General features: G+C 54.1%; 22 protein-coding genes and 1 tRNA gene. 15 read left to right on the top strand and 8 right to left on the bottom strand.

Going from position 1 to position 26,261, the window contains the following annotated elements; translation table 11 throughout:
- The first annotated feature begins 4 nt into the window (after window positions 1–4).
- Entirely contained in the window at window positions 5–601 is a 597-nt protein-coding gene (gene slmA / locus OGV83_RS09380) for a nucleoid occlusion factor SlmA (protein ID WP_012135776.1), read from the top strand.
- 75 nt (window positions 602–676) lie between these two features.
- Here slmA and pyrE read toward each other — a convergent pair whose 3' ends face one another.
- Entirely contained in the window at window positions 677–1,318 is a 642-nt protein-coding gene (pyrE, locus tag OGV83_RS09385) for an orotate phosphoribosyltransferase (protein ID WP_024131063.1), read from the bottom strand.
- A 64-nt stretch (window positions 1,319–1,382) separates the two neighbouring features.
- A complete protein-coding gene (gene rph, locus OGV83_RS09390; protein ID WP_012135779.1) occupies window positions 1,383–2,099 on the bottom strand; it encodes a ribonuclease PH in 717 nt (238 codons plus the stop codon).
- A 125-nt stretch (window positions 2,100–2,224) separates the two neighbouring features.
- Here rph and OGV83_RS09395 point away from each other — a divergent pair, with 125 nt between their 5' ends.
- Window positions 2,225–3,088 (top strand): YicC/YloC family endoribonuclease, encoded by an 864-nt coding sequence (locus tag OGV83_RS09395; RefSeq protein WP_200024275.1) that lies wholly within the window; start codon window positions 2,225–2,227, stop codon window positions 3,086–3,088.
- Between the two features lie 257 nt (window positions 3,089–3,345).
- A complete protein-coding gene (locus OGV83_RS09400; protein WP_286463488.1) occupies window positions 3,346–3,963 on the top strand; it encodes a trimeric intracellular cation channel family protein in 618 nt (205 codons plus the stop codon).
- Here OGV83_RS09400 and ligB read toward each other — a convergent pair.
- A complete protein-coding gene (gene ligB, locus OGV83_RS09405) occupies window positions 3,960–5,642 on the bottom strand; it encodes an NAD-dependent DNA ligase LigB (RefSeq protein ID WP_200031412.1) in 1,683 nt (560 codons plus the stop codon). The two genes, OGV83_RS09400 and ligB, sit on opposite strands and share 4 nt — an antisense overlap.
- A gap of 256 nt (window positions 5,643–5,898) precedes the next feature.
- On the opposite strand from ligB, the gene gmk reads away from it, so the two are divergent.
- The 9 genes from gmk (at window position 5,899) to OGV83_RS09450 (ending at window position 16,862) form a co-directional block, all read left to right on the top strand.
- Window positions 5,899–6,522: a guanylate kinase gene (gene gmk / locus OGV83_RS09410; protein ID WP_012135783.1), complete on the top strand. Its 624-nt coding sequence runs from the start codon at window positions 5,899–5,901 to the stop codon at window positions 6,520–6,522.
- 54 nt (window positions 6,523–6,576) lie between these two features.
- Complete coding sequence (rpoZ, locus tag OGV83_RS09415; protein WP_000135058.1) at window positions 6,577–6,852, top strand: DNA-directed RNA polymerase subunit omega; 276 nt, start codon at window positions 6,577–6,579, stop codon at window positions 6,850–6,852.
- Window positions 6,853–6,870: 18 nt separating this feature from the next.
- Window positions 6,871–8,982 (top strand): bifunctional GTP diphosphokinase/guanosine-3',5'-bis pyrophosphate 3'-pyrophosphohydrolase, encoded by a 2,112-nt coding sequence (spoT, locus tag OGV83_RS09420; protein WP_047460231.1) that lies wholly within the window; start codon window positions 6,871–6,873, stop codon window positions 8,980–8,982.
- A 4-nt stretch (window positions 8,983–8,986) separates the two neighbouring features.
- Window positions 8,987–9,676: a tRNA (guanosine(18)-2'-O)-methyltransferase TrmH gene (gene trmH / locus OGV83_RS09425; RefSeq protein ID WP_049011031.1), complete on the top strand. Its 690-nt coding sequence runs from the start codon at window positions 8,987–8,989 to the stop codon at window positions 9,674–9,676.
- 4 nt (window positions 9,677–9,680) lie between these two features.
- Window positions 9,681–11,762, top strand: coding sequence for an ATP-dependent DNA helicase RecG (gene recG, locus OGV83_RS09430; protein ID WP_286463490.1), 2,082 nt, complete (start codon window positions 9,681–9,683; stop codon window positions 11,760–11,762).
- 103 nt (window positions 11,763–11,865) lie between these two features.
- A complete protein-coding gene (gene xanP, locus OGV83_RS09435; RefSeq protein ID WP_024131065.1) occupies window positions 11,866–13,257 on the top strand; it encodes a xanthine/proton symporter XanP in 1,392 nt (463 codons plus the stop codon).
- Window positions 13,258–13,378: 121 nt separating this feature from the next.
- Entirely contained in the window at window positions 13,379–15,088 is a 1,710-nt protein-coding gene (locus OGV83_RS09440) for an AsmA family protein (protein WP_199977389.1), read from the top strand.
- Window positions 15,089–15,337: 249 nt separating this feature from the next.
- A tRNA-Sec gene (locus tag OGV83_RS09445) sits at window positions 15,338–15,432 on the top strand.
- Window positions 15,433–15,824: 392 nt separating this feature from the next.
- The gene (locus OGV83_RS09450; protein ID WP_058668295.1) at window positions 15,825–16,862 is read left to right on the top strand and encodes a virulence RhuM family protein; all 1,038 of its coding nucleotides are present in this window, start codon (window positions 15,825–15,827) and stop codon (window positions 16,860–16,862) included.
- Between the two features lie 136 nt (window positions 16,863–16,998).
- On the opposite strand, the gene OGV83_RS09455 is transcribed toward OGV83_RS09450, so the two are convergent.
- Window positions 16,999–17,907, bottom strand: a complete 909-nt coding sequence (locus OGV83_RS09455) for a LysR family transcriptional regulator (RefSeq protein WP_275155116.1) — start codon at window positions 17,905–17,907, stop codon at window positions 16,999–17,001.
- A gap of 111 nt (window positions 17,908–18,018) precedes the next feature.
- Between OGV83_RS09455 and OGV83_RS09460 the strand changes: the two genes are divergently transcribed.
- The 3 genes from OGV83_RS09460 to OGV83_RS09470 all read left to right on the top strand — a co-directional run bounded on the left by OGV83_RS09460 (window position 18,019) and on the right by OGV83_RS09470 (window position 21,238).
- On the top strand, window positions 18,019–19,026 hold the full coding sequence (locus OGV83_RS09460) for a zinc-binding alcohol dehydrogenase family protein (RefSeq protein WP_286463494.1): 1,008 nt from the start codon (window positions 18,019–18,021) through the stop codon (window positions 19,024–19,026).
- A 127-nt stretch (window positions 19,027–19,153) separates the two neighbouring features.
- Window positions 19,154–20,242: an AAA family ATPase gene (locus OGV83_RS09465; RefSeq protein WP_012135794.1), complete on the top strand. Its 1,089-nt coding sequence runs from the start codon at window positions 19,154–19,156 to the stop codon at window positions 20,240–20,242.
- Between the two features lie 93 nt (window positions 20,243–20,335).
- Window positions 20,336–21,238: a carboxylate/amino acid/amine transporter gene (locus OGV83_RS09470; RefSeq protein WP_286463496.1), complete on the top strand. Its 903-nt coding sequence runs from the start codon at window positions 20,336–20,338 to the stop codon at window positions 21,236–21,238.
- Window positions 21,239–21,282: 44 nt separating this feature from the next.
- Here the strand turns inward: OGV83_RS09470 and OGV83_RS09475 are convergent, their stop codons facing one another.
- From OGV83_RS09475 to OGV83_RS09490, 4 genes are read right to left on the bottom strand one after another with little or no spacing between them, the layout of a single operon-like run.
- On the bottom strand, window positions 21,283–21,921 hold the full coding sequence (locus OGV83_RS09475; protein ID WP_012135796.1) for a helix-turn-helix domain-containing protein: 639 nt from the start codon (window positions 21,919–21,921) through the stop codon (window positions 21,283–21,285).
- Window positions 21,922–21,937: 16 nt separating this feature from the next.
- On the bottom strand, window positions 21,938–22,669 hold the full coding sequence (locus tag OGV83_RS09480; RefSeq protein WP_012135797.1) for a fimbrial biogenesis chaperone: 732 nt from the start codon (window positions 22,667–22,669) through the stop codon (window positions 21,938–21,940).
- A 10-nt stretch (window positions 22,670–22,679) separates the two neighbouring features.
- The gene (locus OGV83_RS09485) at window positions 22,680–23,765 is read right to left on the bottom strand and encodes a fimbrial protein (RefSeq protein WP_049008083.1); all 1,086 of its coding nucleotides are present in this window, start codon (window positions 23,763–23,765) and stop codon (window positions 22,680–22,682) included.
- 14 nt (window positions 23,766–23,779) lie between these two features.
- On the bottom strand, window positions 23,780–26,200 hold the full coding sequence (locus OGV83_RS09490; RefSeq protein WP_286463498.1) for a fimbria/pilus outer membrane usher protein: 2,421 nt from the start codon (window positions 26,198–26,200) through the stop codon (window positions 23,780–23,782).
- Window positions 26,201–26,261: the final 61 nt, after the last annotated feature.

The following is a 26,261-nucleotide window of genomic DNA, read 5'->3' on the forward strand; positions in this document are numbered from 1 at the left end:
TAACATGGCAGAAAAACAAACTGCGAAAAGGAATCGTCGCGAAGAAATACTTCAGTCTCTGGCGCTGATGCTGGAATCCAGCGATGGAAGCCAACGCATCACAACAGCGAAACTGGCAGCCTCCGTCGGCGTTTCTGAAGCGGCGCTGTATCGCCATTTTCCCAGTAAGACTCGCATGTTCGATAGTCTGATTGAGTTTATCGAAGACAGTCTGATTACCCGTATCAATCTGATCTTAAAAGATGAGAAAGACACCAGCGCGCGTCTGCGTTTAATCGTGTTGTTGATTCTGGGCTTCGGCGAACGCAACCCAGGCCTGACGCGTATCCTCACCGGTCATGCGTTAATGTTTGAACAAGATCGCCTGCAAGGACGGATTAACCAGCTGTTTGAGCGCATTGAAGCGCAGCTGCGTCAGGTTCTGCGGGAAAAAAGAATGCGCGAAGGCGAAGGGTACGCCACGGATGAAACCCTGCTGGCAAGTCAGTTGCTGGCGTTTTGTGAAGGGATGTTGTCCCGCTTTGTACGCAGCGAGTTCAAATACCGCCCAACGGACGATTTCGACGCCCGCTGGCCGTTGGTTGCCGCGCAATTGCAGTAACAGCGTAGCCGGATGGCGGCGATGCCTTATCCGGCCTTACAGGCCCGGTAAGCGCTACGCCGCCGGGCAATTCACTTAAACCCCGTACGCTTCCCGATACGCGCGCACTGCCGCCAGATGTTCCGCCATCTCTGGTTTCTCTTCCAGATACGCAATCAGGTCTTTCAGCGTGATAATCGAGATCACCTGACACCCGTAATCGCGTTCCACTTCCTGAATTGCGGAAATCTCGCCACGGCCACGCTCCTGACGATCCAAAGAAATCAGCACCCCCGCCAGACTTGCGCCATTCGCCTGAATAATCTCCATCGATTCACGAATCGCAGTACCCGCAGTGATCACATCATCCACCAGCATCACGCGTCCCTGTAATGGGCTCCCGACCAGACTTCCGCCTTCACCGTGGTCTTTGGCTTCCTTACGGTTAAAGCAGTACGGCAGGTCTTTGTCATGGTGTTCCGCCAGTGCAACAGCGGTGGTCGTCGCAATCGGAATACCTTTATAGGCCGGACCAAACAGCAGATCGAAATCGATACCCGAATCCACCAACGCTTCGGCATAAAAACGTCCCAGCAGAGCCAGATCGCGCCCGGTATTAAACAGCCCGGCGTTGAAGAAATAGGGGCTTTTGCGCCCGGATTTCAGCGTAAATTCGCCAAACTTTAGTACCTGCTTGTTAAGCGCAAACTCAATAAACTGGCGCTGATACGGTTTCATGGATTCGCTCCTCATTTCACTTTATTACAGACAAAAAAAAGGCGACTCGCTGGTCGCCTTAAAATCAATTTTCTAACGCCGCTTTCTGCGTCGCTACAATGGATTCGATTCCCCCTCGGGCTAACGCCAACAAGGTGAGGAGTTCTTCGTGACTGAACGGCTCGCCTTCTGCCGTTCCCTGCACTTCAATAATTCGACCGTCTTCGGTCATTACCACGTTCATATCGGTTTCAGCTGCGGAGTCTTCAACGTACTCCAGATCGCAGAGCGCTTCACCATTCACGATGCCGACGGAAACCGCAGCCACCATCCCTTTCATCGGGTTGGTTTTCAGCTTACCGTTCGCAACCAGCTTGTTCAGCGCATCGGCCAGCGCAACACAAGCCCCGGAGATAGATGCAGTACGCGTACCGCCGTCCGCCTGGATCACATCGCAATCCAGAGTGATAGTAAACTCGCCAAGCGTTTTAAGATCGACAGCAGCGCGCAGCGCGCGGGCGATCAAACGCTGGATTTCCATCGTGCGGCCGCCCTGCTTGCCTTTCGCCGCTTCACGCGCGTTACGGGTATGCGTAGCGCGTGGCAACATGCCATATTCTGCGGTGATCCACCCCTGGCCCTGCCCTTTCAAAAAGCGCGGTACGCCTTCTTCGATGGATGCCGTGCACAGCACTTTGGTATCTCCAAATTCGACCAGCACCGAGCCTTCAGCGTGTTTTGTATAGTTACGGGTCAGGGTTACGGGACGCACCTGATTAGCGCTACGGCCTGCTGGACGCATATTGAGATCTCCGGCTTGAAACGAATGTGGCTGCGCATTATACGGACTTCCGGCGGTTATTCCTATCCTGACAAGGCATGGATGGCTATAATCCTTCCATCTCTCCTTTAAAAACAGGAACGTCTATGATCCGCAGTATGACCGCCTACGCCCGGCGTGAAATCAAGGGTGAATGGGGTAGCGCTACCTGGGAAATGCGCTCGGTAAACCAGCGTTATCTGGAAACGTATTTTCGTCTGCCGGAACAGTTCCGTAGCCTTGAACCTGTTGTACGCGAACGCATTCGTACACGCCTGACGCGCGGAAAAATCGAATGTACTTTACGCTTTGAACCCGATGCCAGCGCGCAAGGCGAACTCATTCTGAATGAGAAGCTGGCAAAGCAGCTCGTTGCCTCCGCGAACTGGGTCAAAATGCAGAGCGATGAAGGGGAAATCAACCCGGTAGATATCCTGCGTTGGCCGGGCGTCATGGCCGCCCAGGAACAGGATCTGGACGCGATTGCCGCAGAGATCCTCGCCGCGCTGGACGGGACGCTGGATGACTTCATTGTCGCCCGGGAAACCGAAGGCCAGGCTTTGAAAGCGCTGATTGAGCAGCGTCTGGAAGGCGTCAGCGCTGAGGTAGTGAAAGTCCGCGCCCATATGCCGGAAATCCTGCAATGGCAGCGCGAACGTCTGATAGCAAAACTGGAAGACGCACAGGTACAACTGGAAAATAACCGTCTGGAGCAAGAGCTGGTGCTGATGGCACAGCGCATTGACGTGGCGGAAGAGCTGGATCGTCTGGACGCGCACGTCAAAGAAACCTACAACATCCTGAAGAAAAAAGAGGCGGTTGGCCGTCGTCTGGACTTTATGATGCAGGAGTTCAACCGCGAGTCGAACACGCTGGCCTCCAAATCCATCAATGCTGATGTCACCAATTCTGCAATTGAGCTGAAAGTATTGATCGAGCAAATGCGCGAGCAGATTCAGAACATCGAGTAAACCTCATTCCCACGTAGCCCGTCGCGATGCGATGGTGCTACGTGCTTCCTTTACACTCCGTACTGCCCTCGCCACTTTCGGATTACTTTTTCTTATCCATTTTCTAATCCATTAAAAATGAATAACGCATAAATAGCGGATGAATCGCAATATCAGCATAAACTATAGTTATCAAAATTACTTCACCTTAGAAAATCTCAATCGTGATATTACGCACAAATCGTTAGTCTCTGCCCTCAGTAAACCAGGGGGAAGACATGCTGTTACACGTTCTCTACTTAATTGGCATTACTGCCGAAGCCATGACCGGGGCGCTTGCTGCGGGTCGACGCCGCATGGATACATTTGGCGTTATTATCATTGCCACCGCGACAGCAATTGGCGGCGGTTCCGTTCGCGATATTCTGCTCGGTCACTATCCGCTCGGTTGGGTACAGCACCCTGAGTACGTGATTATTGTCGCTTCTGCTGCGGTTCTGACGACGATCGTCGCCCCTGTAATGCCTTACCTACGCAAACTGTTCCTTGTACTTGATGCGCTGGGCTTAGTGGTCTTTTCTATTATCGGCGCTCAGGTTGCGCTGGATATGGGGCATAGCCCGGTCATCGCTATTGTGGCGGCTGTCATTACCGGCGTATTTGGCGGCGTATTGCGTGACATGTTCTGCAAACGTATTCCGCTGGTCTTCCAGAAAGAGCTGTATGCTGGTGTTTCCTTTGCGTCTGCCGTGTTGTACATCACGCTACAACACTACGTATCCAACCAAGACGTCGTGGTTATCTCCACGCTGTTTTTTGGCTTTACCGCTCGCTTGCTGGCGCTGCGTCTCAAACTTGGCCTGCCGGTGTTTTACTATCGCCACGAAGGTCACTAAGGGCTAAAGCCGTTAATATGCCGGGCAGCCAGCCAGTTGCCCAGCGCCCGTATTTCCGGGTTATCCCGCCACTGGATAACCCGCCTGGCGCGCCCCTCCCCTGTCGTCGGAAGCTGTTGCCAGTATTCTGCCGTGCGTGCCAGTAACTGCCCCCATGAACGATCGCCGCTGGCCTTAAGCGCCCCCTGCGTTAACGGTATGCCCATCGCCATCACCCAGCGGATAAATGGCCGATGCCGCACCAGGTTAAACTGATGCCACAATTGCTTGCTTTTTTCTTTACTAAACCCAGGTGTCGCCTGTAGTTGTTCCTGCGTTAACGCGAGCCAGGAGAAAATATGCTCGAAACGATGCGCCTGGTGAAGCACACGCCATCCTGCTTCCCCCATCCCGTCAACCTCCAGCACCTCCTTCGACCCCAGCCAGACCAGCCTGGCGATGAACTGCTCCTGGCATACCTCAGTCGCATAAAAACAGGTTAATGCGTTATAGCGATTCCCCGGCGGTGCGGGCTTATCCCGTTGAGTGCTACGCCAGACAACCTTATCAATACGCGGAATCCCCTGTCCGGCAAGGCTGACAAGAATGTGGTCACCTGGCGCAATGTCCCACTCCGCCCAGCGCCTGACAGACCCTACATTTACGCGCTTCACCCGTTTATCATCCAGCATCACTGGCGCAAGCGACGCCACAACCGAGATTTTCCCGCTCTTGCCGACAGCGAACTGAACCCCGGTGACTTCAGCCACTTTCGCGACCGGAGGATACTTCCAGGCAGCCAGCCAGTCACCCTGCCCAGGCATCCAGTGTCTGGCCTCGGGTTCTTTACCCGTTCTTACCACGACTCCATCGGTAACGAACGGTAATCCCGTTGTCCACCATGCTGTACGCACGCGTTCAACATCATCAGCGCTTTTCACCGGTTGAGAATATTGTTGTGCAAAGCCAAATCCTGCCCCGGACAGTTGACGCAAGCGTTCAGGCATCGTTGCCGGGCCATCAGGCCATGCCCAGATGAAAACAGACAGCGACTGGAGCGACGAGGTGTTATTCTGGCGCATCATCATTCCGGCGACCTTCGAGCGGGCATTCATTCCTCCCATTTGTCGCTGAATATGGTTGTCGCGCAGCAAAAAAATCTCACCCTGCAACGTGCTATTGGCAAGCGCGCCTTTTGTGCTTTGCGGTACTGCGGGTATTAAACGCACCTTCTGCGTCCAGTCCTCGCCTTTAAGCCCGCTTCCCCGGCTAATCGCGCTGACCAGGCGCCCATCCCGGTATACGAGAGTAACCGCCACTCCATCCACTTTCGGTTGCACCCACAAATCGCTGCGCTTACGCATCCACTGCTGCACCGCCTGTTTGTCCGCAAGCTTTCGCACACCCGTATGCGGAACAGGATGGGGCAATGAGCCGCTCACTGGCGGCGCCAGTTCTGCCCCGGTATCACCGCCAAAGCAGCGTTGCCACTGCACCAATTGCGCGCTGAGCTGATCGTAAACGCTATCTTCTACCGCACTAACCCCCTGCTGCCAGTAACTGTCGTTCCACTGGGCGAGCTGCTGCTGTAGCCGGGCGATTTCATCATTCGCTCTGGCTGGCGACCAGTCAGGGCAAGCCGCCCATACCGGGAAATGCCACAGCAACAGACTCAGCACGATGCTTTTCCCTCTTCTCATCAGTACCTCCGCTGTAGATTGCGGGCCAGGTATAACGCAGGGGGTCATCAAAACCGAGAGGCAAAAAGCGATCGTGCGAACACGCTTCCAGACATTTTCATTGATTGCAGTAACTACACGGTAAATCAGGAAACAGGTACGCAAAACGCAATAAACTGACGCAAAAAGTGTGACAAAGGCTACGTCACATAGCGGCGACGTGTATAATAAGCTCGTATGTAGGCTCTCTTTCGATAATCACATACATAAGATACTCATGGCTCAAGGCACGCTTTATATTGTTTCTGCCCCCAGTGGCGCGGGTAAATCCAGCCTGATTCAGGCGTTATTAAAAACCCAACCGTTGTATGACACCCAGGTTTCTGTTTCACACACCACGCGCGCGCCGCGTCCGGGGGAAGTGCATGGCGAGCATTATTTCTTTGTCGATCATCATGAGTTCAAAACCATGATTGGCAGAGATGCGTTTCTGGAGCACGCTGAAGTGTTTGGTAACTATTACGGCACATCGCGTGAAACCATTGAGCAAGTGCTGGCAACGGGTGTGGATGTTTTTCTGGATATCGACTGGCAGGGCGCGCAGCAAATTCGTGAGAAGATGCCGCAAGCGCGCAGTATCTTTATTTTACCGCCGTCCAAAATTGAGCTGGACCGCCGCCTTCGCGGGCGCGGTCAGGATAGCGAAGAAGTAATCGCAAAACGTATGGCGCAAGCTGTTGCAGAAATGAGCCATTACGCCGAATATGATTACCTTATTGTGAATGATGATTTCGACACCGCCCTGGGCGATCTGAAAACCATTATTCGCGCCGAACGTCTGCGCATGAGCCGCCAAAAGCAGCGTCATGACGCTTTAATCAGCAAACTGTTGGCAGACTGAACCCACTTTCAGTATCATGCCCAGTCATTTCTTCACCTGTGGAGCATTTTAAATATGGCACGCGTAACTGTTCAGGACGCTGTAGAGAAAATTGGTAACCGTTTTGACCTGGTACTGGTCGCCGCGCGTCGCGCTCGTCAGATGCAGGTAGGCGGCAAGGATCCGCTTGTACCGGAAGAAAACGATAAAACTACCGTAATCGCGCTGCGCGAAATCGAAGAAGGTCTGATCAACAACCAGATCCTCGACGTCCGTGAGCGCCAGGAACAGCAAGAGCAGGAAGCCGCTGAATTACAAGCCGTTACCGCTATTGCTGAAGGCCGTCGTTAATCACAAAGCGGGTCGCCCTTGTATCTGTTTGAAAGCCTGAATCAACTGATTCAAAACTACCTGCCTGAAGACCAGATAAAACGTCTTCAGCAGGCGTATCTCGTTGCACGTGACGCTCACGAGGGTCAGACACGTTCAAGCGGTGAACCCTATATCACGCACCCGGTTGCGGTAGCCTGTATTCTGGCCGAGATGAAACTCGACTATGAAACGCTGATGGCTGCGCTGCTGCATGACGTGATTGAAGATACTCCTGCGACCTACCAGGACATGGAACAGCTTTTTGGTAAAAGCGTTGCAGAGCTGGTAGAAGGGGTATCCAAGCTTGATAAGCTTAAGTTCCGCGATAAGAAAGAAGCGCAGGCTGAAAACTTTCGCAAGATGATTATGGCGATGGTGCAGGATATCCGCGTCATTCTCATCAAACTTGCCGACCGCACTCACAACATGCGCACGCTGGGCTCATTACGCCCGGATAAACGTCGCCGCATCGCCCGTGAAACCCTTGAGATCTACAGTCCGCTGGCGCACCGTTTAGGTATTCATCACATTAAAACCGAGCTGGAAGAGTTGGGTTTTGAAGCGCTGTACCCAAACCGCTATCGCGTGATTAAAGAAGTGGTAAAAGCCGCTCGCGGCAACCGCAAAGAGATGATTCAAAAAATCCTCTCTGAGATCGAAGGGCGTTTGCAGGAAGCAGGCATTCCGTGTCGCGTGAGCGGGCGTGAAAAGCATTTGTACTCTATCTACTGCAAAATGGTGCTCAAAGAGCAGCGTTTTCACTCCATCATGGACATCTACGCCTTTCGCGTGATCGTGCATGATTCCGATACCTGCTATCGCGTACTCGGCCAGATGCACAGCCTGTATAAGCCGCGTCCGGGGCGCGTAAAAGACTATATCGCCATTCCAAAAGCGAACGGCTATCAGTCTTTACACACTTCGATGATCGGCCCGCACGGCGTTCCGGTTGAGGTACAGATCCGTACCGAAGACATGGATCAGATGGCGGAAATGGGGGTTGCGGCGCACTGGGCTTATAAAGAGCACGGTGAAACCAGCACCACCGCGCAAATCCGCGCCCAGCGCTGGATGCAAAGCCTGCTGGAGCTGCAACAGAGCGCCGGTAGCTCGTTTGAATTTATCGAGAGCGTTAAATCCGATCTCTTCCCGGATGAGATTTACGTTTTCACACCGGAAGGGCGCATTGTTGAGCTGCCTGCCGGTGCCACGCCGGTCGACTTCGCCTATGCCGTACATACCGATATCGGTCATGCCTGCGTAGGCGCGCGCGTCGACAGGCAGCCATACCCGCTGTCACAGCCGCTCACCAGCGGTCAGACCGTCGAAATTATTACCGCCCCTGGCGCACGCCCGAATGCGGCATGGCTTAACTTTGTCGTCAGCTCAAAAGCTCGCGCCAAAATTCGCCAGTTGCTGAAGAACCTCAAGCGTGATGATTCCGTCAGCCTGGGGCGCCGTTTGCTCAACCATGCCCTCGGCGGCAGCCGTAAACTGGCTGAAATCCCGCAGGAGAACATCCAGCGCGAACTGGAGCGTATGAAGCTCGCAACGCTGGACGATCTGCTGGCGGAAATTGGTCTGGGCAATGCGATGAGCGTGGTGGTGGCGAAAAATCTTCAGCAAGGCGAAGCCGCCGTACCTGCCACAACGCAGTCCAATCATGGGCATTTGCCGATTAAAGGCGCGGATGGCGTGCTGATCACCTTTGCGAAGTGCTGCCGCCCGATTCCAGGCGACCCGATCATTGCGCACGTCAGCCCAGGTAAAGGGTTAGTTATCCACCATGAATCCTGTCGCAACATCCGTGGTTACCAGAAAGAGCCAGAGAAGTTTATGGCTGTGGAATGGGACAAAGAGACGGAGCAGGAGTTCATCACCGAAATTAAGGTGGATATGTTTAACCACCAGGGGGCGCTGGCCAACCTGACGGCGGCAATCAACACGACGACCTCCAATATTCAGAGTCTGAATACGGAAGAAAAGGATGGTCGCGTCTATAGCGCCTTTATTCGCCTCACCGCGCGTGACCGTGTTCATCTGGCGAATATCATGCGCAAAATCCGCGTGATGCCGGACGTGATAAAAGTCACCCGTAACCGAAACTAGTTTTATGAACTTACAGCGTTATGCGCGTATCTGCGAGATGCTCGCCAGGCGTCAGCCTGATCTGACGGTCTGCATGGAGCAGGTCCACAAACCTCATAATGTCTCGGCGATCATTCGCACCGCCGACGCAGTAGGCGTACACGAAGTTCACGCCGTCTGGCCGGGCAGCCGTATGCGCACCATGGCGTCGGCGGCAGCGGGCAGCAATAGCTGGGTACAGGTGAAAACCCACCGTACCATCGGCGATGCGGTCAGCCACTTGAAGGGCCGGGGCATGCAGGTTCTGGCGACTCATCTCTCTGATAAAGCGGTTGATTTCCGCGAAATCGATTACACGCGCCCAACCTGCATCCTGATGGGGCAGGAGAAAACCGGCATCACCCAGGAAGCCTTAGACCTGGCGGATCAGGACATCATCATCCCGATGATCGGCATGGTGCAGTCACTTAACGTTTCCGTCGCTTCCGCTCTGATTCTCTACGAAGCGCAGCGCCAGCGGCAGAACGCAGGCATGTACCTGCGTGAAAACAGCATGCTGCCGGAAGACGAACAGCAGCGCCTGCTGTTTGAGGGCGGCTATCCGGTGCTGGCGAAAGTCGCCAAGCGCAAAGGTCTACCCTACCCTCATGTAAACATGCAGGGTGAGATCGAGGCCGACGCCGCCTGGTGGTCCACGATGCAGGCGGCAGGGTAATCACATGAAAGGCCGTTTGCTGGATGCCATCCCGCTCAATTCCCTGACCGGCGTTGGCGCGGCGCAAAGCAGCAAACTGGCGAAAATTGGCCTGCACACCGTGCAGGACCTCCTGTTGCACCTTCCCCTGCGTTATGAAGATCGCACCCATCTTTACCCGATTGGCGAACTGCTGCCGGGCATTTACGCCACTGTTGAAGGCGAAGTGCTGAACTGCAATATCACCTTCGGCGGTCGCAGGATGATGACCTGCCAGATTAGCGACGGCTCCGGCATTCTCACCATGCGCTTTTTCAACTTCAGCGCGGCAATGAAAAACAGCCTGGCGACCGGGCGGCGCGTACTGGCCTATGGTGAAGCCAAACGTGGGAAGTACGGCGCGGAGATGATTCACCCTGAATACCGCGTGCAGGGCGATCTCAGCACGCCGGAGCTTCAGGAAACGCTCACGCCCGTTTATCCGACCACCGAAGGCATTAAGCAAGCCACGCTGCGTAAGCTCACCGACCAGGCGCTGGACCTGCTTGATACCTGCGCCATTGCCGAGCTTCTGCCGCCTGAACTTGCGCAAGGAATGATGAGCCTGCCGGAAGCCTTGCGCACGCTGCATCGCCCACCACCGTCGCTACAGCTTAGCGATCTGGAAACCGGGCAGCATCCGGCGCAGCGACGCCTGATTCTGGAAGAACTACTGGCGCATAACCTGAGCATGCTGGCGCTGCGTGCCGGCGCGCAGCGTTTTCACGCCCAGCCGCTTAGCGCGAACGATTCACTGAAGAATCAGCTGCTGACCGCATTGCCGTTCAAACCAACGGGTGCGCAGGCGCGCGTAGTGGCGGAGATCGAACGTGACATGGCGCTCGATGTGCCAATGATGCGTCTGGTGCAGGGCGACGTCGGTTCCGGTAAAACGCTGGTCGCCGCACTGGCTGCGCTACGCGCCATTGCGCATGGCAAACAGGTGGCATTGATGGCGCCGACAGAACTGCTGGCCGAGCAGCATGCCAGTAACTTCCGCAACTGGTTTGCACCGCTTGGTATTGAAGTGGGTTGGCTGGCAGGTAAACAGAAGGGGAAAGCGCGCCTGGCGCAGCAGGAAGCCATCGCCAGCGGGCAGGTACAGATGGTGGTCGGCACCCACGCGATTTTCCAGGAGCAGGTACAATTTAACGGGCTGGCGCTGGTGATTATCGATGAACAGCACCGCTTCGGCGTCCATCAACGTCTGGCGCTGTGGGAAAAAGGTCAGCAGCAGGGGTTCCACCCGCATCAGTTAATCATGACCGCAACGCCGATCCCCCGAACCCTGGCAATGACCGCCTATGCCGATCTCGATACCTCCGTGATTGATGAGCTACCGCCGGGTCGCACACCTGTCACTACCGTCGCCATCCCGGACACCCGTCGTAGCGATATTATCGATCGCGTCCGCAATGCCTGTACCCAGGAAGGCCGCCAGGCATACTGGGTCTGTACGTTGATTGAAGAGTCAGATTTGTTAGAAGCCCAGGCTGCGGAAGCGACATGGGAAGAGCTCAGGCTCGCCTTACCGGAGTTGAAGATTGGTCTGGTTCATGGGCGGATGAAACCCACAGAGAAGCAGGCGGTGATGGCGGCCTTTAAGCAGGGTGAGCTGCACCTGCTGGTCGCAACAACGGTGATTGAAGTCGGGGTGGATGTCCCCAACGCCAGCCTGATGATTATCGAAAACCCGGAACGGTTAGGTCTGGCGCAATTACACCAGTTGCGTGGACGCGTGGGCCGCGGCGCGGTGGCCTCCCATTGCGTACTGCTCTACAAATCACCGCTCTCGAAAACCGCGCAGAAGCGCCTTCAGGTCTTACGGGACAGCAACGACGGCTTTGTGATTGCGCAAAAGGATTTAGAGATTCGCGGCCCCGGTGAACTGCTGGGCACGCGTCAGACGGGTAACGCCGAGTTCAAAGTGGCGGATTTGCTGCGCGATCAGGCCATTATCCCGGATGTTCAACGCATCGCCCGTCACATTCACGAACATTATCCGCAACAGGCAACCGCCCTGATTGAACGCTGGATGCCCGAAACCGAGCGTTATTCCAACGCCTGATAACCCCTGCCCGAGACCGTTTGTAAAATTTATAAATGCAATCGTTTGCTTTTACCATCTGGTCAGATAAAATCACCGCTTTTCCACCATGGGATTGCCTCTGATGTCTGTTAACACCGTCGAGTCGGCAAATGCGCAACCGGTTGCGCAGACGCAAAACAGCGAACTGATTTACCGTCTTGAAGATCGCCCGCCGCTCCCTCAAACCCTGTTTGCCGCCTGTCAGCATCTGCTGGCAATGTTCGTCGCGGTCATCACGCCAGCGCTGTTAATCTGCCAGGCGCTCGGTTTACCGGCACAAGATACTCAACACATTATCAGTATGTCGCTGTTCGCCTCCGGTGTGGCCTCAATTATTCAAATCAAAGCATGGGGGCCGGTCGGTTCAGGGTTGTTATCTATTCAGGGCACCAGTTTTAACTTCGTCGCCCCGCTGATTATGGGCGGCACCGCGCTGAAAACCGGCGGAGCGGACGTCCCCACCATGATGGCGGCGCTATTCGGCACGCTGATGCTGGCAAGCTGCACCGAGATGGTTCTCTCCCGCATACTGCATCTGGCGCGCCGCATTATCACACCGCTGGTCTCCGGCGTGGTGGTGATGATTATCGGCCTGTCGCTGATCCAGGTGGGTTTAACATCCATTGGCGGCGGCTATGCCGCAATGAGCGACAACACCTTTGGCGCGCCCAAAAACCTGATGCTGGCAGGCGTTGTACTGGCGCTGATCATCCTGCTTAACCGCCAGCGCAACCCTTACCTGCGCGTGGCTTCGCTGGTGATCGCGATGGCGGCAGGCTATCTGCTGGCCTGGTTTATGGGGATGTTGCCGGAAAACACCACACCGGCAACACAAGACTTAATCATGGTGCCCACGCCGCTGTACTACGGTCTGGGCATTGACTGGAACCTGCTGCTGCCGCTGATGCTGGTCTTTATGATCACCTCACTGGAGACCATCGGCGATATCACCGCCACCTCCGATGTCTCCGAGCAGCCGGTCTCCGGGCCGCTGTATATGAAGCGTCTGAAAGGCGGCGTGCTGGCTAACGGCCTGAACTCTTTTGTTTCCGCCGTGTTCAATACCTTCCCCAACTCCTGTTTCGGGCAGAATAACGGCGTGATTCAGTTGACCGGTGTGGCCAGCCGCTATGTCGGCTTTGTGGTAGCGCTGATGCTGATCCTGCTCGGCCTGTTCCCGGCAGTAAGCGGCTTTGTGCAGCACATTCCTGAACCGGTGCTCGGCGGCGCCACGCTGGTGATGTTCGGCACCATCGCCGCTTCCGGCGTGCGTATCGTCTCCCGTGAACCGCTGAACCGCCGCGCTATCCTGATTATCGCGCTGTCGCTGGCTGTCGGCCTGGGCGTTTCTCAGCAGCCGCTGATCCTGCAATTTGCGCCAGACTGGGTGAAAAACCTGCTCTCCTCCGGCATTGCTGCTGGGGGCATCACCGCTATCGTTCTGAACCTGATTTTCCCGCCAGAGAAACCGTAAGCGAAATGCGGCGATGATCGACAATCATCGCCGCTGTAACGCTCTTTCACCATTCCCGCCTTGAGGATTGCGCGTAAATCGTGCATAACTCAGATGTGTGCACTTCGCGGGATGGAAGACCATGAAATTTATTGGAAAGCTGATTCTCTACATATTGATTGCCCTTTTGGTGGTGATCCTCGGCCTCTATTTTCTGCTGCAAACCCGCTGGGGCGCGGAGCATGTAAGCGCCTGGATATCAGAGAACAGCGGGTACAGCCTGACATTTGATGTCATGGATCACCGCTTTTCCGCACCGTCCCACGTTTTGCTTGAGAACGTTACGTTTGGCCGGGATGGTCAGCCCGCCACGTTAGTCGCGAAAACGGTGGATATCGGCCTGAGCAGTCGCCAGATAACCGATCCCCTGCACGTCGACGCCATCCTGTTGCAGGACGGCACGCTCAATATCTCCCCGCAGACCGCACCGCTTCCTGTTCAGGCTGACCGCCTGCAATTACAGAACATGGCGCTTAACAGCCCGGGCGGTGAGTGGAACCTGAGCGCTCAGCGCGTTAACGGCGGCGTGGTTCCCTGGCATCCCGAAGCGGGCAAGGTATTGGGGAATAAGGCGCAGATCCAGCTCAGCGCCAGTTCACTCACGCTGAATGATGTTCCCGCGACCAACGTGCTGATTGAAGGCAGCATTGATAAGGAACAGGTAATCTTAAGCAACATTGGCGCAGACATTGCGCGCGGCGCCTTAACCGGCGTGGCGCGACGCAACGCGGACGGCAGTTGGGTGGTGGAAAATCTGCGTCTGAACGACATCCGGCTGCAAAGCGATAAATCGCTGACCGACTTTTTTGCCCCGCTCACCGCTATCCCGTCTCTGCAAATTGGCCGTCTTGAAGTGACCGATGCCCGCCTGCAAGGCCCGGACTGGGCAGTAACCGACCTCGATCTCAGTTTGCGCAACCTGACGTTCAGCAAAGATGACTGGCAGACGCAAGAAGGCAAACTATCGATGAATGCCAGCGAGTTCATCTACGGTTCTCTGCATTTCTTCGATCCCATTCTGAATGCCGAATTCTCACCGCAGGGCATTGCGCTACGCCAGTTCACGACCCGCTGGGAAGGCGGTATGGTCAGAACATCCGGCAACTGGCTGCGTAATGGCAAAGCGCTAATCCTCGACGATGCCGCCATTGCCGGGCTGGAATACACGCTGCCGGAAAACTGGAAGCAGCAGTGGATGAAACCTCTGCCTGGCTGGTTAAACAGCCTGACGCTGAAAAAATTCAGCGCCAGTCGCAACCTGGTGATTGATATCGACCCGGCTTTCCCGTGGCAGCTCACCGCGCTGGATGGTTATGGCGCGAATCTGGGACTGGTGCAGAACCATCAATGGGGCGTATGGAGTGGGAACGCAACGCTTAACGCGGCAGCCGCGACGTTTAACCGAGTGGACGTGCGTCGCCCCTCCCTGGCGCTGGCGGCAAACAGCAGCACAGTTAACATCAACGAACTGAGCGCATTTACGGAGAAGGGGCTGTTAGAAGCCACTGCCAGCGTTTCACAACTCCCCCAGCGCCAGACAAAAGTCAGCCTGAACGGACGCGGCGTGCCAATGAACGTCTTGCAGCAATGGGGATGGCCTGCGCTGCCCATTTCCGGCGACGGCAACATCCAGCTTACCGCCAGCGGTAATATCCAGGCGGACGCCCCACTGAAGCCAACGGTAAACGGCCAGTTGCACGCGGTAAACGCCGATAAACAGCAGGTGACGCAAACAATGCGGGCAGGCGTTGTGTCAGGAGCGGAAGTCACGCAACCACAGCCTGCGCAATAATGTGTTTTGCCCGGTGGCGCTACGCGTACCGGGCCTGTGACAGGTTTTCTCACGAAACGTCGCATGGACGCTATGTGTACTCATAATTCCCAAAAGATATGAAAACAGGTAACTCATGGATTTTGTGAAGATTTATATGAAACCGATCATGGTAAGGCGAAAGGCTGATGAAAAAAGTGAGTGGGGGGATGTGGAAACCTTGAGAAAGTAGCTATAATGCGCCCCGCCTCCATGTAGCAATGTGGGCGCGGAAGATCGTCGTCTCCGGTGAGGCGGCTGGACTTCAAATCCAGTTGGGGCCGCCAGCGGTCCCGGGCAGGTTCGACTCCTGTGATCTTCCGCCAAAGTTCCTCACTCTTCCCCTGGGTCTTAAGCCAATTCCCCAAATTCATTCCTTCATTGCGACCTGATCTTTAAACGCCCTCACCCACTATCAAGAAATCGATTATGGCTGTATCGTCCTGACGGCCTGGAGCGAACGGGAGAAAACATTACCAGGTGAACTAAAAGAAGCACAACCGCAGTTAAAAAGGATTAAGGGCGCGCTGGCAGCGGCTCACTGATTCCCCTCGTTATATTACGCTTATCCGGCCTACACACTTTCCCGAAGGGAGAAAATCGTTATCCCGGAATATGACTCGCAAAATAAACGACCTGGATGTAATGAGCTTCAATATGGATCTCTGGCATACTAAGCGGATTACGGCACGGTGAGTCAGATTAAAGCGGAGGCGGCATGACGGATAAACACTTGACCCAATCCCCGGCAGGCGAATTTATTATGTTTGCCAGTGATGACGGTGAAGTGCGTGTTGAATGCCGCTTTGAGCAAGAGACACTGTGGCTACCTCAGGCAACCATTGCAAACCTTTATCAAATCACTCCCCAGGCTATAACGCAGCACATCAAAGCAATCTACGAAGAAGGCGAACTTGAACAAAACGCAACCTGTAAGTCTTACTTACAAGTTAAACAGGAAGGGAATCGTCAGGTAAGCCGCAATATGCTTCATTACAGCCTACCCGTCATTCTTGCCATCGGCTTTCGTGTCCGCTCCCCCCGAGGTACGCAATTTCGCCAGTGGGCAACCCAGACGCTTCAGGAATACCTGATCAAAGGTTTTGTGATGGACGATGAGCGGCTGAAAAACCCGCCCGTAGGAACATCGGCCGTTCCTGATTATTTCGATGAGATGCTCGAACGCATCCGCGATATTCGCGCCAGCGAACGTCGGGTTTATTTGCGAGTTAGAGAGATCTTTGCGTTGGCCGCCGACTATCAGCCCTCGCTTAAAGAGACAACGCAGTTTTTCCAAACCATCCAGAACAAATTGCATTTCGCCTGTACCGGCCATACGGCAGCTGAACTTATTTGTGAACGTGCTGACGCCAGGAAACCCCATATGGGGCTAACCAGCTATAAAGGCGAAGAGGTGCGTAAATGCGATGTAACAGTGGCAAAAAATTACCTCAACCAGGATGAAGTCAGCGAACTCAACCGTGTGGTCAACATGTGGCTGGATTTTGCCGAAGATCAGGCCCGGCGCCGTCAACAGGTGTTTCTGCGTGACTGGCAGGATAAGCTGGATCAGTTCCTGCAATTTAATGACCGGGAGGTTCTGCAAGGCGCAGGAAAGATCAGTAAGAAAACGGCAGAGGAAAAAGCACAGGCGGAATATATCCAGTTTGCAGAACAGCGACGGCGCTTAAAAGAAACTGAAGGAGAAAGGGACATTGCCAGTTTGCTACAGTGGAAAAAAGAGACCAAAAAGTAACGCTGCATAGTCTGTAGATAAGCCCGTAACACAACAGAAACTGAAAGAGATTAAAGACGCGCTGATTCCCCTCGTTATATTGTGCGCCGGATGGCGCTTACGCTTATCCGGCCTACAAACGGCAACGCGTATCGCCTCACATCGGGGGGAGTTCCAGTCTTTCGCAGCGCGCTTTTACCGCTTCGTGCAGCAGGCGAACTGCCGTCGAAAGCTGTTTGCGGTGCGGGCAGATCATGTTCAGCGGGACTTTCTCTCCCTGATAATCTGGCATCAGGCGCTGCAATCGCCCGTCACGCACATCTTCAGAGACATCAAGCCAGGATTTATACGCCATCCCCTCTCCGGCGATAGCCAGCCGCCGGATAACTTCAGCATCGTCGCTCATCATGGTGCCGTTGACCTGTACGCTGCTGACGTCACCGTTGCGGATGAACGTCCAGCGGTCATGCAGGCGTCCGCGCAACACGAACGTTAACGCATTCAGATTCGCTAACTCATCGGGATGACGCGGATCGCCGTGTTGCGCGACCCAGTCCGGCGAAGCCACCAGCACACGCCGGTTATCGGGGGAGACGGGCAGCGCGATGTAAGAAGCATCTTCCGTATTACCGTAACGGAACGCGACATCAACCGGATCTTTAAATACATCGGCGACCTGATCGGAGAAAAACACCCGCAGGCGCAACGCAGGGTGGCGATGGCGAAACGACTGGAATACCGGGAGCAGTAAATTGCGCCCAAGATCGGAGGGTACGGCGATTTGCAGCGTACCGGAGATCTCATCTTCCGGCGTCTGAATTTTTTGCAGCCCGGCGTGCATCACCTCAAGCATCTGCCTGGCGTAAGGCAACCAGACCTCGCCTTCCGGCGTCAGCCGTAAGCTGCGGGTCGAGCGTGCGAACAGGCGAATGTTTAACGTAGATTCCAGCCGTTTGATGGCGGAACTGACCTGGGCAGGCTGTACCCCGGCTTCCCGCGCCGCATCGCTAAAACTGTTTAGCGCCGCCGCGCGAACAAACAACGTGAGATCTTCAAGCCGGAACATTTTCACTCCCCGAATATAAGTCCTGTCGTCGTGAGGCTATTTTTCCCGTTCTGCTGGCGGTTTACCATCGAATTATACAAACGATAAACCTGTTCCCACACCGGAGACGTTATGAAAGCCATCGCAATTACCCGCACCGCGCCAGAAGGCAGCAATATTGAGTTTTTACAGGACATTGACCTCCCTGTTCCGGTCGCCGCCGGACATGACCTGCTGGTTGAGGTGAAAGCCATCTCCGTTAACCCGGTCGATACCAAAGTACGCGCGGGTTTTAACGCAGAGACCCCGCGCGTGCTGGGCTGGGATGCCACAGGCGTAGTGAAATCAGTCGGCGAGGCGGTGACATTGTTCGCACCGGGGGATGAAGTCTGGTATGCCGGCGCGTTGGGCCGTCCGGGAAGCAACAACGAGTTCCAGCTTGTTGATGAACGCATCGTCGCGTTGAAACCCAAAACGCTGGATAATGCCGCCGCCGCAGCGCTGCCGCTGACCTCGATCACCGCATGGGAAATGTTGTTTGACCGCCTCGGCGTTGAAGAAGGCGGCAACGAAGGGGATACGTTGCTGATTGTCGGCGCCGCAGGCGGCGTGGGCTCCATCCTGACGCAGCTGGCCCGCAAACTCACCCGACTGACGGTGATCGGCACCGCGTCGCGCCCGGAAAGCCAGAAATGGGTACGCGAAGCCGGTGCGCATCATGTCATCGACCATAGCAAACCGCTGACGGAAGAGCTGGCGCGAATCGGCATCAACGCGGTGACGCACGTCGCCAGCCTGACCCACACTGATAAGCATTACCCGCAGCTCATCGAAGCCCTGGCGCCGCAGGGTAAGCTGGCGCTGATAGACGATCCGGTAACGCTCGACGCACGACCGCTGAAAACAAAGAGTATTTCGCTGCACTGGGAGTTTATGTTTACCCGCTCAATGTTTGAAACCGACGACATGATCGCCCAGCATCAGCTACTGACCCGCGTGGCGCAGCTTATTGATGCTAAGGTGATTCACACCACGCTGGGCGAGCATTACGGAGCCATCAACGCGGCGAATATTCAGAAAGCGCACGCACAGCTTGAAACGGGCCGCTCCGTCGGCAAGATTGTGCTGGAAGGCTTCTGATAAGCCCCCCAGGGGCGAGAAAGTCGCCCCTGCTTTTTTATACGCCGCGTAAAACTATATGAACGGGTTGTCTCTTCCGGGACGAAATCGCTATGCTTGCCGCATCGCCCCTCTACCGCTAACGCCCATGATCAAAACGCTGCACATCGAAAACTACCGCTCGATTCGCCATCAGTCTCTGGAACTGGAACAGCTCAATATCGTCTTCGGCCCTAACGGCACCGGAAAGTCGAATATCTATAAGGCGATTCACCTGATGCACAGTGCGGCGCAGGGGCAGTTCTCACAGGCGCTGGCGAACGAAGGCGGCATTCTGAAGGTATTCTGGGCCGGGAAAACGCGCAGCGACCAGTTGCGGCGCATGACTCTGGCGGTAGAAACAGAAACCTATGAATACGAGTTACAGGTAGGGTTTGTCGAGAAGCTCCCCTACCCATCGCAGTTCGATCTCGACCCGGTCATCAAAGAGGAGTCTGTCTGGTTGAGCGGACACGCTCGCCGCCCCTCCTCACAGTTGATGAAACGTAAAAACCAGGTCGTATTCCTCAATAATATCCATCACGAGAAAGTCACCCACAGCGGCACGCTGTATGAGAACGAGTCGGTATTCGGCCAGTTGGGAGAGCCACACCTCTACCCGGAGGTGTCGCAGATGCGAGAAATGCTGCGCAACTGGCGCTTTTATCATGAGTTTTCAGTCTCGTCTGGTTCTGCGATTCGTGTTCCGCAGGTGGGATTCCGCTCACCGGTTCTGGCCAGCGACGGAGCAAACCTGGCGGCAGCGTTCCAGACAATCGTCGAGATTGGCGATGAACTGCTGCTGATGCGGATTCTCGATCGGGCATTTCCCGGTTGCGTATTCTACAGCGATAACAGCGGCGGCCGCTTTCGCCTGATGATGAAACGTGAAGGGTTGACCCGTCCGCTGGAACCTGCGGAGTTCTCGGATGGCACGCTACGTTTCCTGTGCCTGGCCGTAGCGCTGTTAAGCCCGCGACCGCCAGCTTTTATCGCGCTCAACGAACCGGAAAACAGCCTGCATCCGCAGATGTTGCCCGCCCTCGCCCAACTGATCGCCGAAGCCAGCCGCCATTCGCAAATCTGGCTCACCAGTCATTCGCCTGAACTGGCCAATCTGATCGAGAAACATGCCGCGTTTTCGCTGTATCAACTGGCGATGGAGGACGGTGAAACACAGCTTACCCGACTGTCGTAAAAGTGGGCGATGCTAACGCCCGTCTCGTTTGTGCCGCCATCTCTGCTATGATGCCTGCACATAAAAAAGACAAAACACCATGTTGAGGAAAAAATGGGGTCCACCAGAAGAGGGATGCTGAACGTCCTGATTGCCGCCGTATTATGGGGAAGTTCAGGAGTTTGCGCGCAGTACATTATGGAACAAAGCCAGATGTCGTCGCAGTTTCTGACCATGACGCGTCTGATATTCGCCGGGTTGATTCTGCTGATGCTCTCGTTTGTTCACGGCGACAAAGTATTCTCCATTTTCAAAAACCGCCAGGACGCCCTAAGCCTGCTGTTCTTTTCCATCATGGGGGCGCTTACCGTACAGCTCACCTTCCTGCTCACCATTGAGAAATCCAATGCCGCCACCGCAACGGTGCTGCAATTTTTATCGCCGACGATTATCGTGGCGTGGTTCTCGCTGGTACGGAAAGCGCGCCCCGGCATTCTGGTGCTGACGGCCATTCTCACCTCTCTTATTGGCACCTTTTTGCTGGTAACACACGGTAATCCGACATCGCTGTCTATCTCGCCTGCCGCGCTATTCTGGGGGATTGCCTCCGCGTTTGCCGCAGCGTTTTATACGACCTGGCCCTCTACGCTGATCGCGCGTTACGGCACGCTTCCTGTCGTTGGCTGGAGCATGTTGATCGGCGGCGTGATATTGCTGCCCTTCTATGCCGGGCAGGGAACAGATTTTGTGGTCAGCGGCAGCCTGATTCTGGCGTTTTTCTATCTGGTGGTCATCGGCACATCGCTGACTTTCAGCCTGTATCTGAAAGGGGCGCAAATTATTGGCGGGCCGAAAGCGAGCATTCTGAGCTGCGCGGAACCGCTAAGCAGCGCGTTGTTATCGCTGCTGTTGCTGGGCATCAGCTTCACCCTGCCGGACTGGCTTGGTACATTGCTGATCCTCTCGTCGGTGGTGCTGATTTCAATGGATTCCCGCCGTCGCGCCCGGGCGGCATAAGGCAAAAGAGTGGACTCCAATAATCTGGTCCACTCTTTTATCGCTTATAATGTCGCGTTAATGTTTATTAGCCTTTTGTATAATCTGCAATTTTTCTGGTCGATAAGCTTACGCGTCAGCGCCCAGCGCTCCCGATAAACCAGTTTATCGCTCACATTTAATTCCAGTGCGATTTCTTTAACCGACATGCCTTGTAAGAGATGAAACACAATTTGCTGCTCACGCAGCGTGAACAAGAAACTACTTGAACGGCATTTTCTATTGCCATTAATCACCGCATTACAATGCACCATGAAAGCATCCATGCGCTCCCTGACCGCCGTAAGGCCATGCAGTCCGGCGACCGAAAGAAAAGAGGTATGGTCAGGGTTATACATATCGACAAAAAAGAGTATATGATTAAAACGCATTCGCTTTATCTCTTCCCCTTTTGCCGAGAGGGTAATATCGTGTTCGAGCGTGCGACTGCGTTGTTTATACGTCGCATCAAACCGCAATGAAAACGGAATAAAATTACTGTACTTATCGATCAGGTGAAAGGGTATATCTTCATTAAGCCCCATTTTCAATCCTGATTCATGCAGGGCATCTTCAAAAAGTGTATGAATGGCAATACCATCATAAATATTTTTCGTCAGGTAAATAAATTTAAAACGTAAGGATGAAGGGTTAAAATTAAGCATAACGTTATCCTTCGCATTAGTAGTTATAGGTATTGACCACGCCATAATCATCAATCCATGAGAGTGTTTTGACTGTGCCCTCCCCTTTTGTGTTTTTGGGTAAAACAACCGTTTTAGTTGACAATGGCGCCCAAAGACCATCATCAGGTAATTGCTTTATTTCTGTACCGTCATTCAACGTAAGATCCATTAATGTTACGTACAAAGGTGAGTTATTCTTTACTAACAGGCAGCGTTTTCCTCCACAATCAGATAAAGAGATGTGTAATTCTTTTATACTTTCCTCAAGGGTGATTGCTGCCAGTGCAGTGGGCCGCCAGAATAACTTCACCCGAGTACGAAAAGCGACCTGTAGCGCGCCCTTCTCCGCTTTACTATCAGCCACAGGAGGGACTTCCAGCGTGTTCAGCCAGAATAAAGATTCTCTGTCAGCAGGTAATGTATGCTGGTCGCCAGTAAACTGCACCCGCACCGCCCGGGATGTTTTTCCTTCAAGCCGAAAAATCGGAGGTAAAATGATAAACGGTGTTTTAATCTCCTCGGGACGATCAAAAATATTGTCTTTTTCAGTCCACAACTGCAATAAAACGGGTTTCAGCCCTTCATTGTAAATAGTAAATGATGTTTCGCGCGCCTTTTCATTAATTATCACTCGCGTGTAATTAATATACGTTGCCGACATAGCCGATGACGGCAATAAAAGTAAAATCAGGAAGTGGTTCAGAACATATTTTAGCCGTTTCGCCATGCCCCCTCCTCTATTTATAGACAAGGGTGAATGTCACTGCACCTCTGACATCGCCAGAAGAGACATTTGCCGCAGTCTGATATAAACCGGCACGTAGTGGCACGGTATAATTCGCATTGTCCTGAGCCGGATCATAATCCGTCAGGAGATATGCCGTATTAAACGACAGAGGGATATTCTGATCGTCCAACAACTGAATACCCACGCCACTCGCCGTTGAGGTGCTCGCCAGCGCAAAAACACCGTTGGCGTTATCAATAATGGCCGTGGTCGGCGTAAACAAATAGCTGATGCTCGATAACCCTGCCGGGCATTTTGTAAAGTTCAGATTAAAATCAGTACGCGCGGCGGTATAACCTATGCCACTAAAATCAGTTCGGCTAACAGCCGGTAAATTAACCGTGACATCCGACGTCGTACAGGTTCCCCCGGTGGTGGATATGATCAGCCCTCCCGCCAGAAAATCAGCGATCATATAGGTGCCGCTGCCAACAGACGTACTGCCCCCGTATGTCTGGTAGTGTCGCATATACATCGGGTCAAAGACGGAAGTGCTGCCTGCGGTTAACGATGTCGAGGTTTTTACAAAACGGATTTGGACATCCACGCCGAGATTCCATGAACTTCCATCGCCTGTCACCGTAAATAACTGCGAAGGCGTCTGCTGCCCTCCGGTCGCAATGGTAAGAGGATACCAGTCGCTGGTTTGCCCTTTTACCGTATAGCGCCAGCGAGCGATATACCCCAGCCCGGTTTTTACCGTCGTGTTATAGACAGTATACGTTTGCCCATCGACCTGGGTAGTTCCCCAAACGGTGTAGGGGGGATACCCCTGTACCGCCATCGGGATGGCGTAGCTTTGATAATTGGTACGATGAGAGCAGGTCCATGCCGTCGGGTTGTAAGAGGTCGCCCAGGTCCCCAGCAAATCACCGACGGCAGCATCTTTACCCACCTGTACGGTCGTAGAGTCAAAGTACTGGTAGTAGCCATTGGTACGCTCACAGTTCACCCACGTCCCGTCCGCTCGCGCCACGCCGCACATCGCCGCCAGTGCCAGAAAAGAGAGGGCAATGCCCGTTACGATAGTTTTCATCTTTCACTCCTTAATTACTGGCATACCGCATCAGCCCGACGTAAGTCGGCGACATCTGCGCTTTTCTGCTCTGATAAGCGGTAACTGAACTGGCACTCCTGACCCGATCCACTTCCCCATTTCACGCGCAATTTGCCCGCCAGATTCTTAACGCGCGCAAAACTTTGCCCACCCTGGGCGATGTAACCGACAGTATTGCCGCTCTCATCGACCACATCGGCGCCAAAAGGCAGCACATCACCGGCATGGCGGAGAGTGAAAAGCACGGAATACCCTGTATCCGTGGCGTATTTCATCAACACCACGGCGCCTGCGGTAGGGGCGCTGTTCTGGCTGGTGACGTCCAGGGAGATGTCATTCGATAGCCCCCGAGGGTCGAGCTCAATCGTGTTCTGGCGATAGGGTGAGAGGTAAGGCACTGCGGCATTACCATTGCGGTTAAGGCTAAGGCTGCTGTTGTTTGCCACCTTTGCGCCTCCCGCATGTTCCGCTTCAATGACCGCCATGGTGTCCCCCATGATCGGCGTCAGCACAACGCCATTTTGCCAGGCGACAACACCGCCAGAGAGGTTCATACCGTATTGCTGGTAGCCCTGGCCTGCTGAGAAACTGCCGCCCATGCTGGTCCACGGCGAAGTCCAGTTACCACTGACGCCGCCCGTAGTTTTATTGCTGCTATGGTCGTAGTCATCCTGATTGACGAACGCGCCCCAGTTATACTGACGGTTCTCCCCGGAGGTGCCGGCGATTGAGTTTTGCAGCCCCCGATGCCCGCTTTCCTGAACATAGGTGGTACTGAGATAAGCCGAGCGCGCGCTGTTCCCTAACGGCAGGGAAATCCCTATCGCGATTTTGTTATCCCATTTGTCTTTCACTAAATCGCGAGTACGGCTGGCGTTGAGGTTAAAATTGAACCACTTGAACGCATTGGTGTAACCCAACTGATACTCGGTATCACGCCCGCTTTTGTTCCAGTAATCCTGAGTGCTGGCACTGAGATTAATGCTCCCAAGCGTCTCGGAAATAGTTTGCGTTGCGCTGAGTTGCAGACGATTCTTGCGGTTAATGCTGCTGGAATAAGCCCCTTTATTTGTCCGCTCTAAATCACGCATCAACATCGCATCGTCAATATCGTAATAACCGGAGCTGGAATAGCGATAGCTCGCCAGGGTGATATTGGTATCAACGACGGGCAGAATCCTGGCAAATGAAAAGCGGATGCTCTGGCCTTCACGCTTACTGTTATCCGCAAGCGTCGTTCGCGCATGCGTTATGTCAGCAGAAAGCGCGCCAATGAGCGTATTGAGCGCGATGCCACCTGCGACCGATTGATAATCCTCCCCGCCCATCGCACCGGTGTAAGTGGTCAGTAAGTTAGTAAAACCATGACGGAATGTCCCCATCGCAATCTGTGGTTTCTCATTCACGGAGGTATTCCGATAGCGCCCCGCCATCAGCGAATAGCGACTGGTTCCCGGGCGGAGCAGTTCAGCGATGGAAGCATAGGTCACGGTAAAACTGTGCTCACTCCCATCTGCCTCTTTAATCGTTACCAGCAGATCGCCGCCGGTGCCATTGGGATACAGGTCATCAATACGGAACGCGCCAGGCGGAACCGTCGTTTGATAGATACGCGCGCCACGCTGACTCACGCTGACGAGTGCGTTGGTGTTTGCAACACCGGTAATGACTGGCGCATAGCCTCGCTGGGAATCCTCATACATACGATCGTCAGAAGTCAGCATTACGCCCCGAAAACCAACGCTGTCGAAGACCTGGCCATCCGTAGTGGAATCACCCATCACCAGTTTGCTGCGCAGCGGAATAATGCCGCGCTCAAGATAAGTGCTGGTTGAGTCATAATGCCAACCCTGATCGTTGTTCCAGTTGAAAACACCGCGATAGCGTAAGCGCCAGGCATCCCAATTAAGCCCTCCCATCAGGCTCAGATACTGAGATGACATAGAGTCCGTTCCAGACATCTCTGCATGCCATGCGTTGTAATCATATTGCAACGTCGCAGCAGGAATACCGTTATCCCATAATTCAGGATTAACATAGCCGCGAACCTGGCGAAGCAGCCATATCTGAGGCGCCTGCACATTGATGCGCTGTGTCGTCACATCGTAATAAGCTGTTAAATCAGAAGATATATCACCAATACGCACACAACTTTCATTATTCTTTAACGACTGGCGCAGCATTGGATCAATTTTATCAATATCGATTCCCAGCGTTGATATCAGCTTCAGCGTAAAACACGGTTTGGCTACCACGGCATTGCTTTTATCATTTTCGAACTTAACTTCACCACGTCCTCGCCATTTGTCGTTCACATACAGATCGACATTATATTGTCCCTGCGGAACCGGGTTTCCCTGAGAATAGTTGCTAACATCAATCGCTGAGCGTAAAAAATCGCTATTAAATTGCACTTCATCATTTTCAGCGAAGGCAACCTGAACAGAAATAAAAGATAAAACAACGAATTGAGCA

The organism is Citrobacter sp. CK189 (genome assembly GCF_030333505.1).
GTDB classification, from domain to species: Bacteria; Pseudomonadota; Gammaproteobacteria; order Enterobacterales; family Enterobacteriaceae; genus Citrobacter_B; species Citrobacter_B koseri.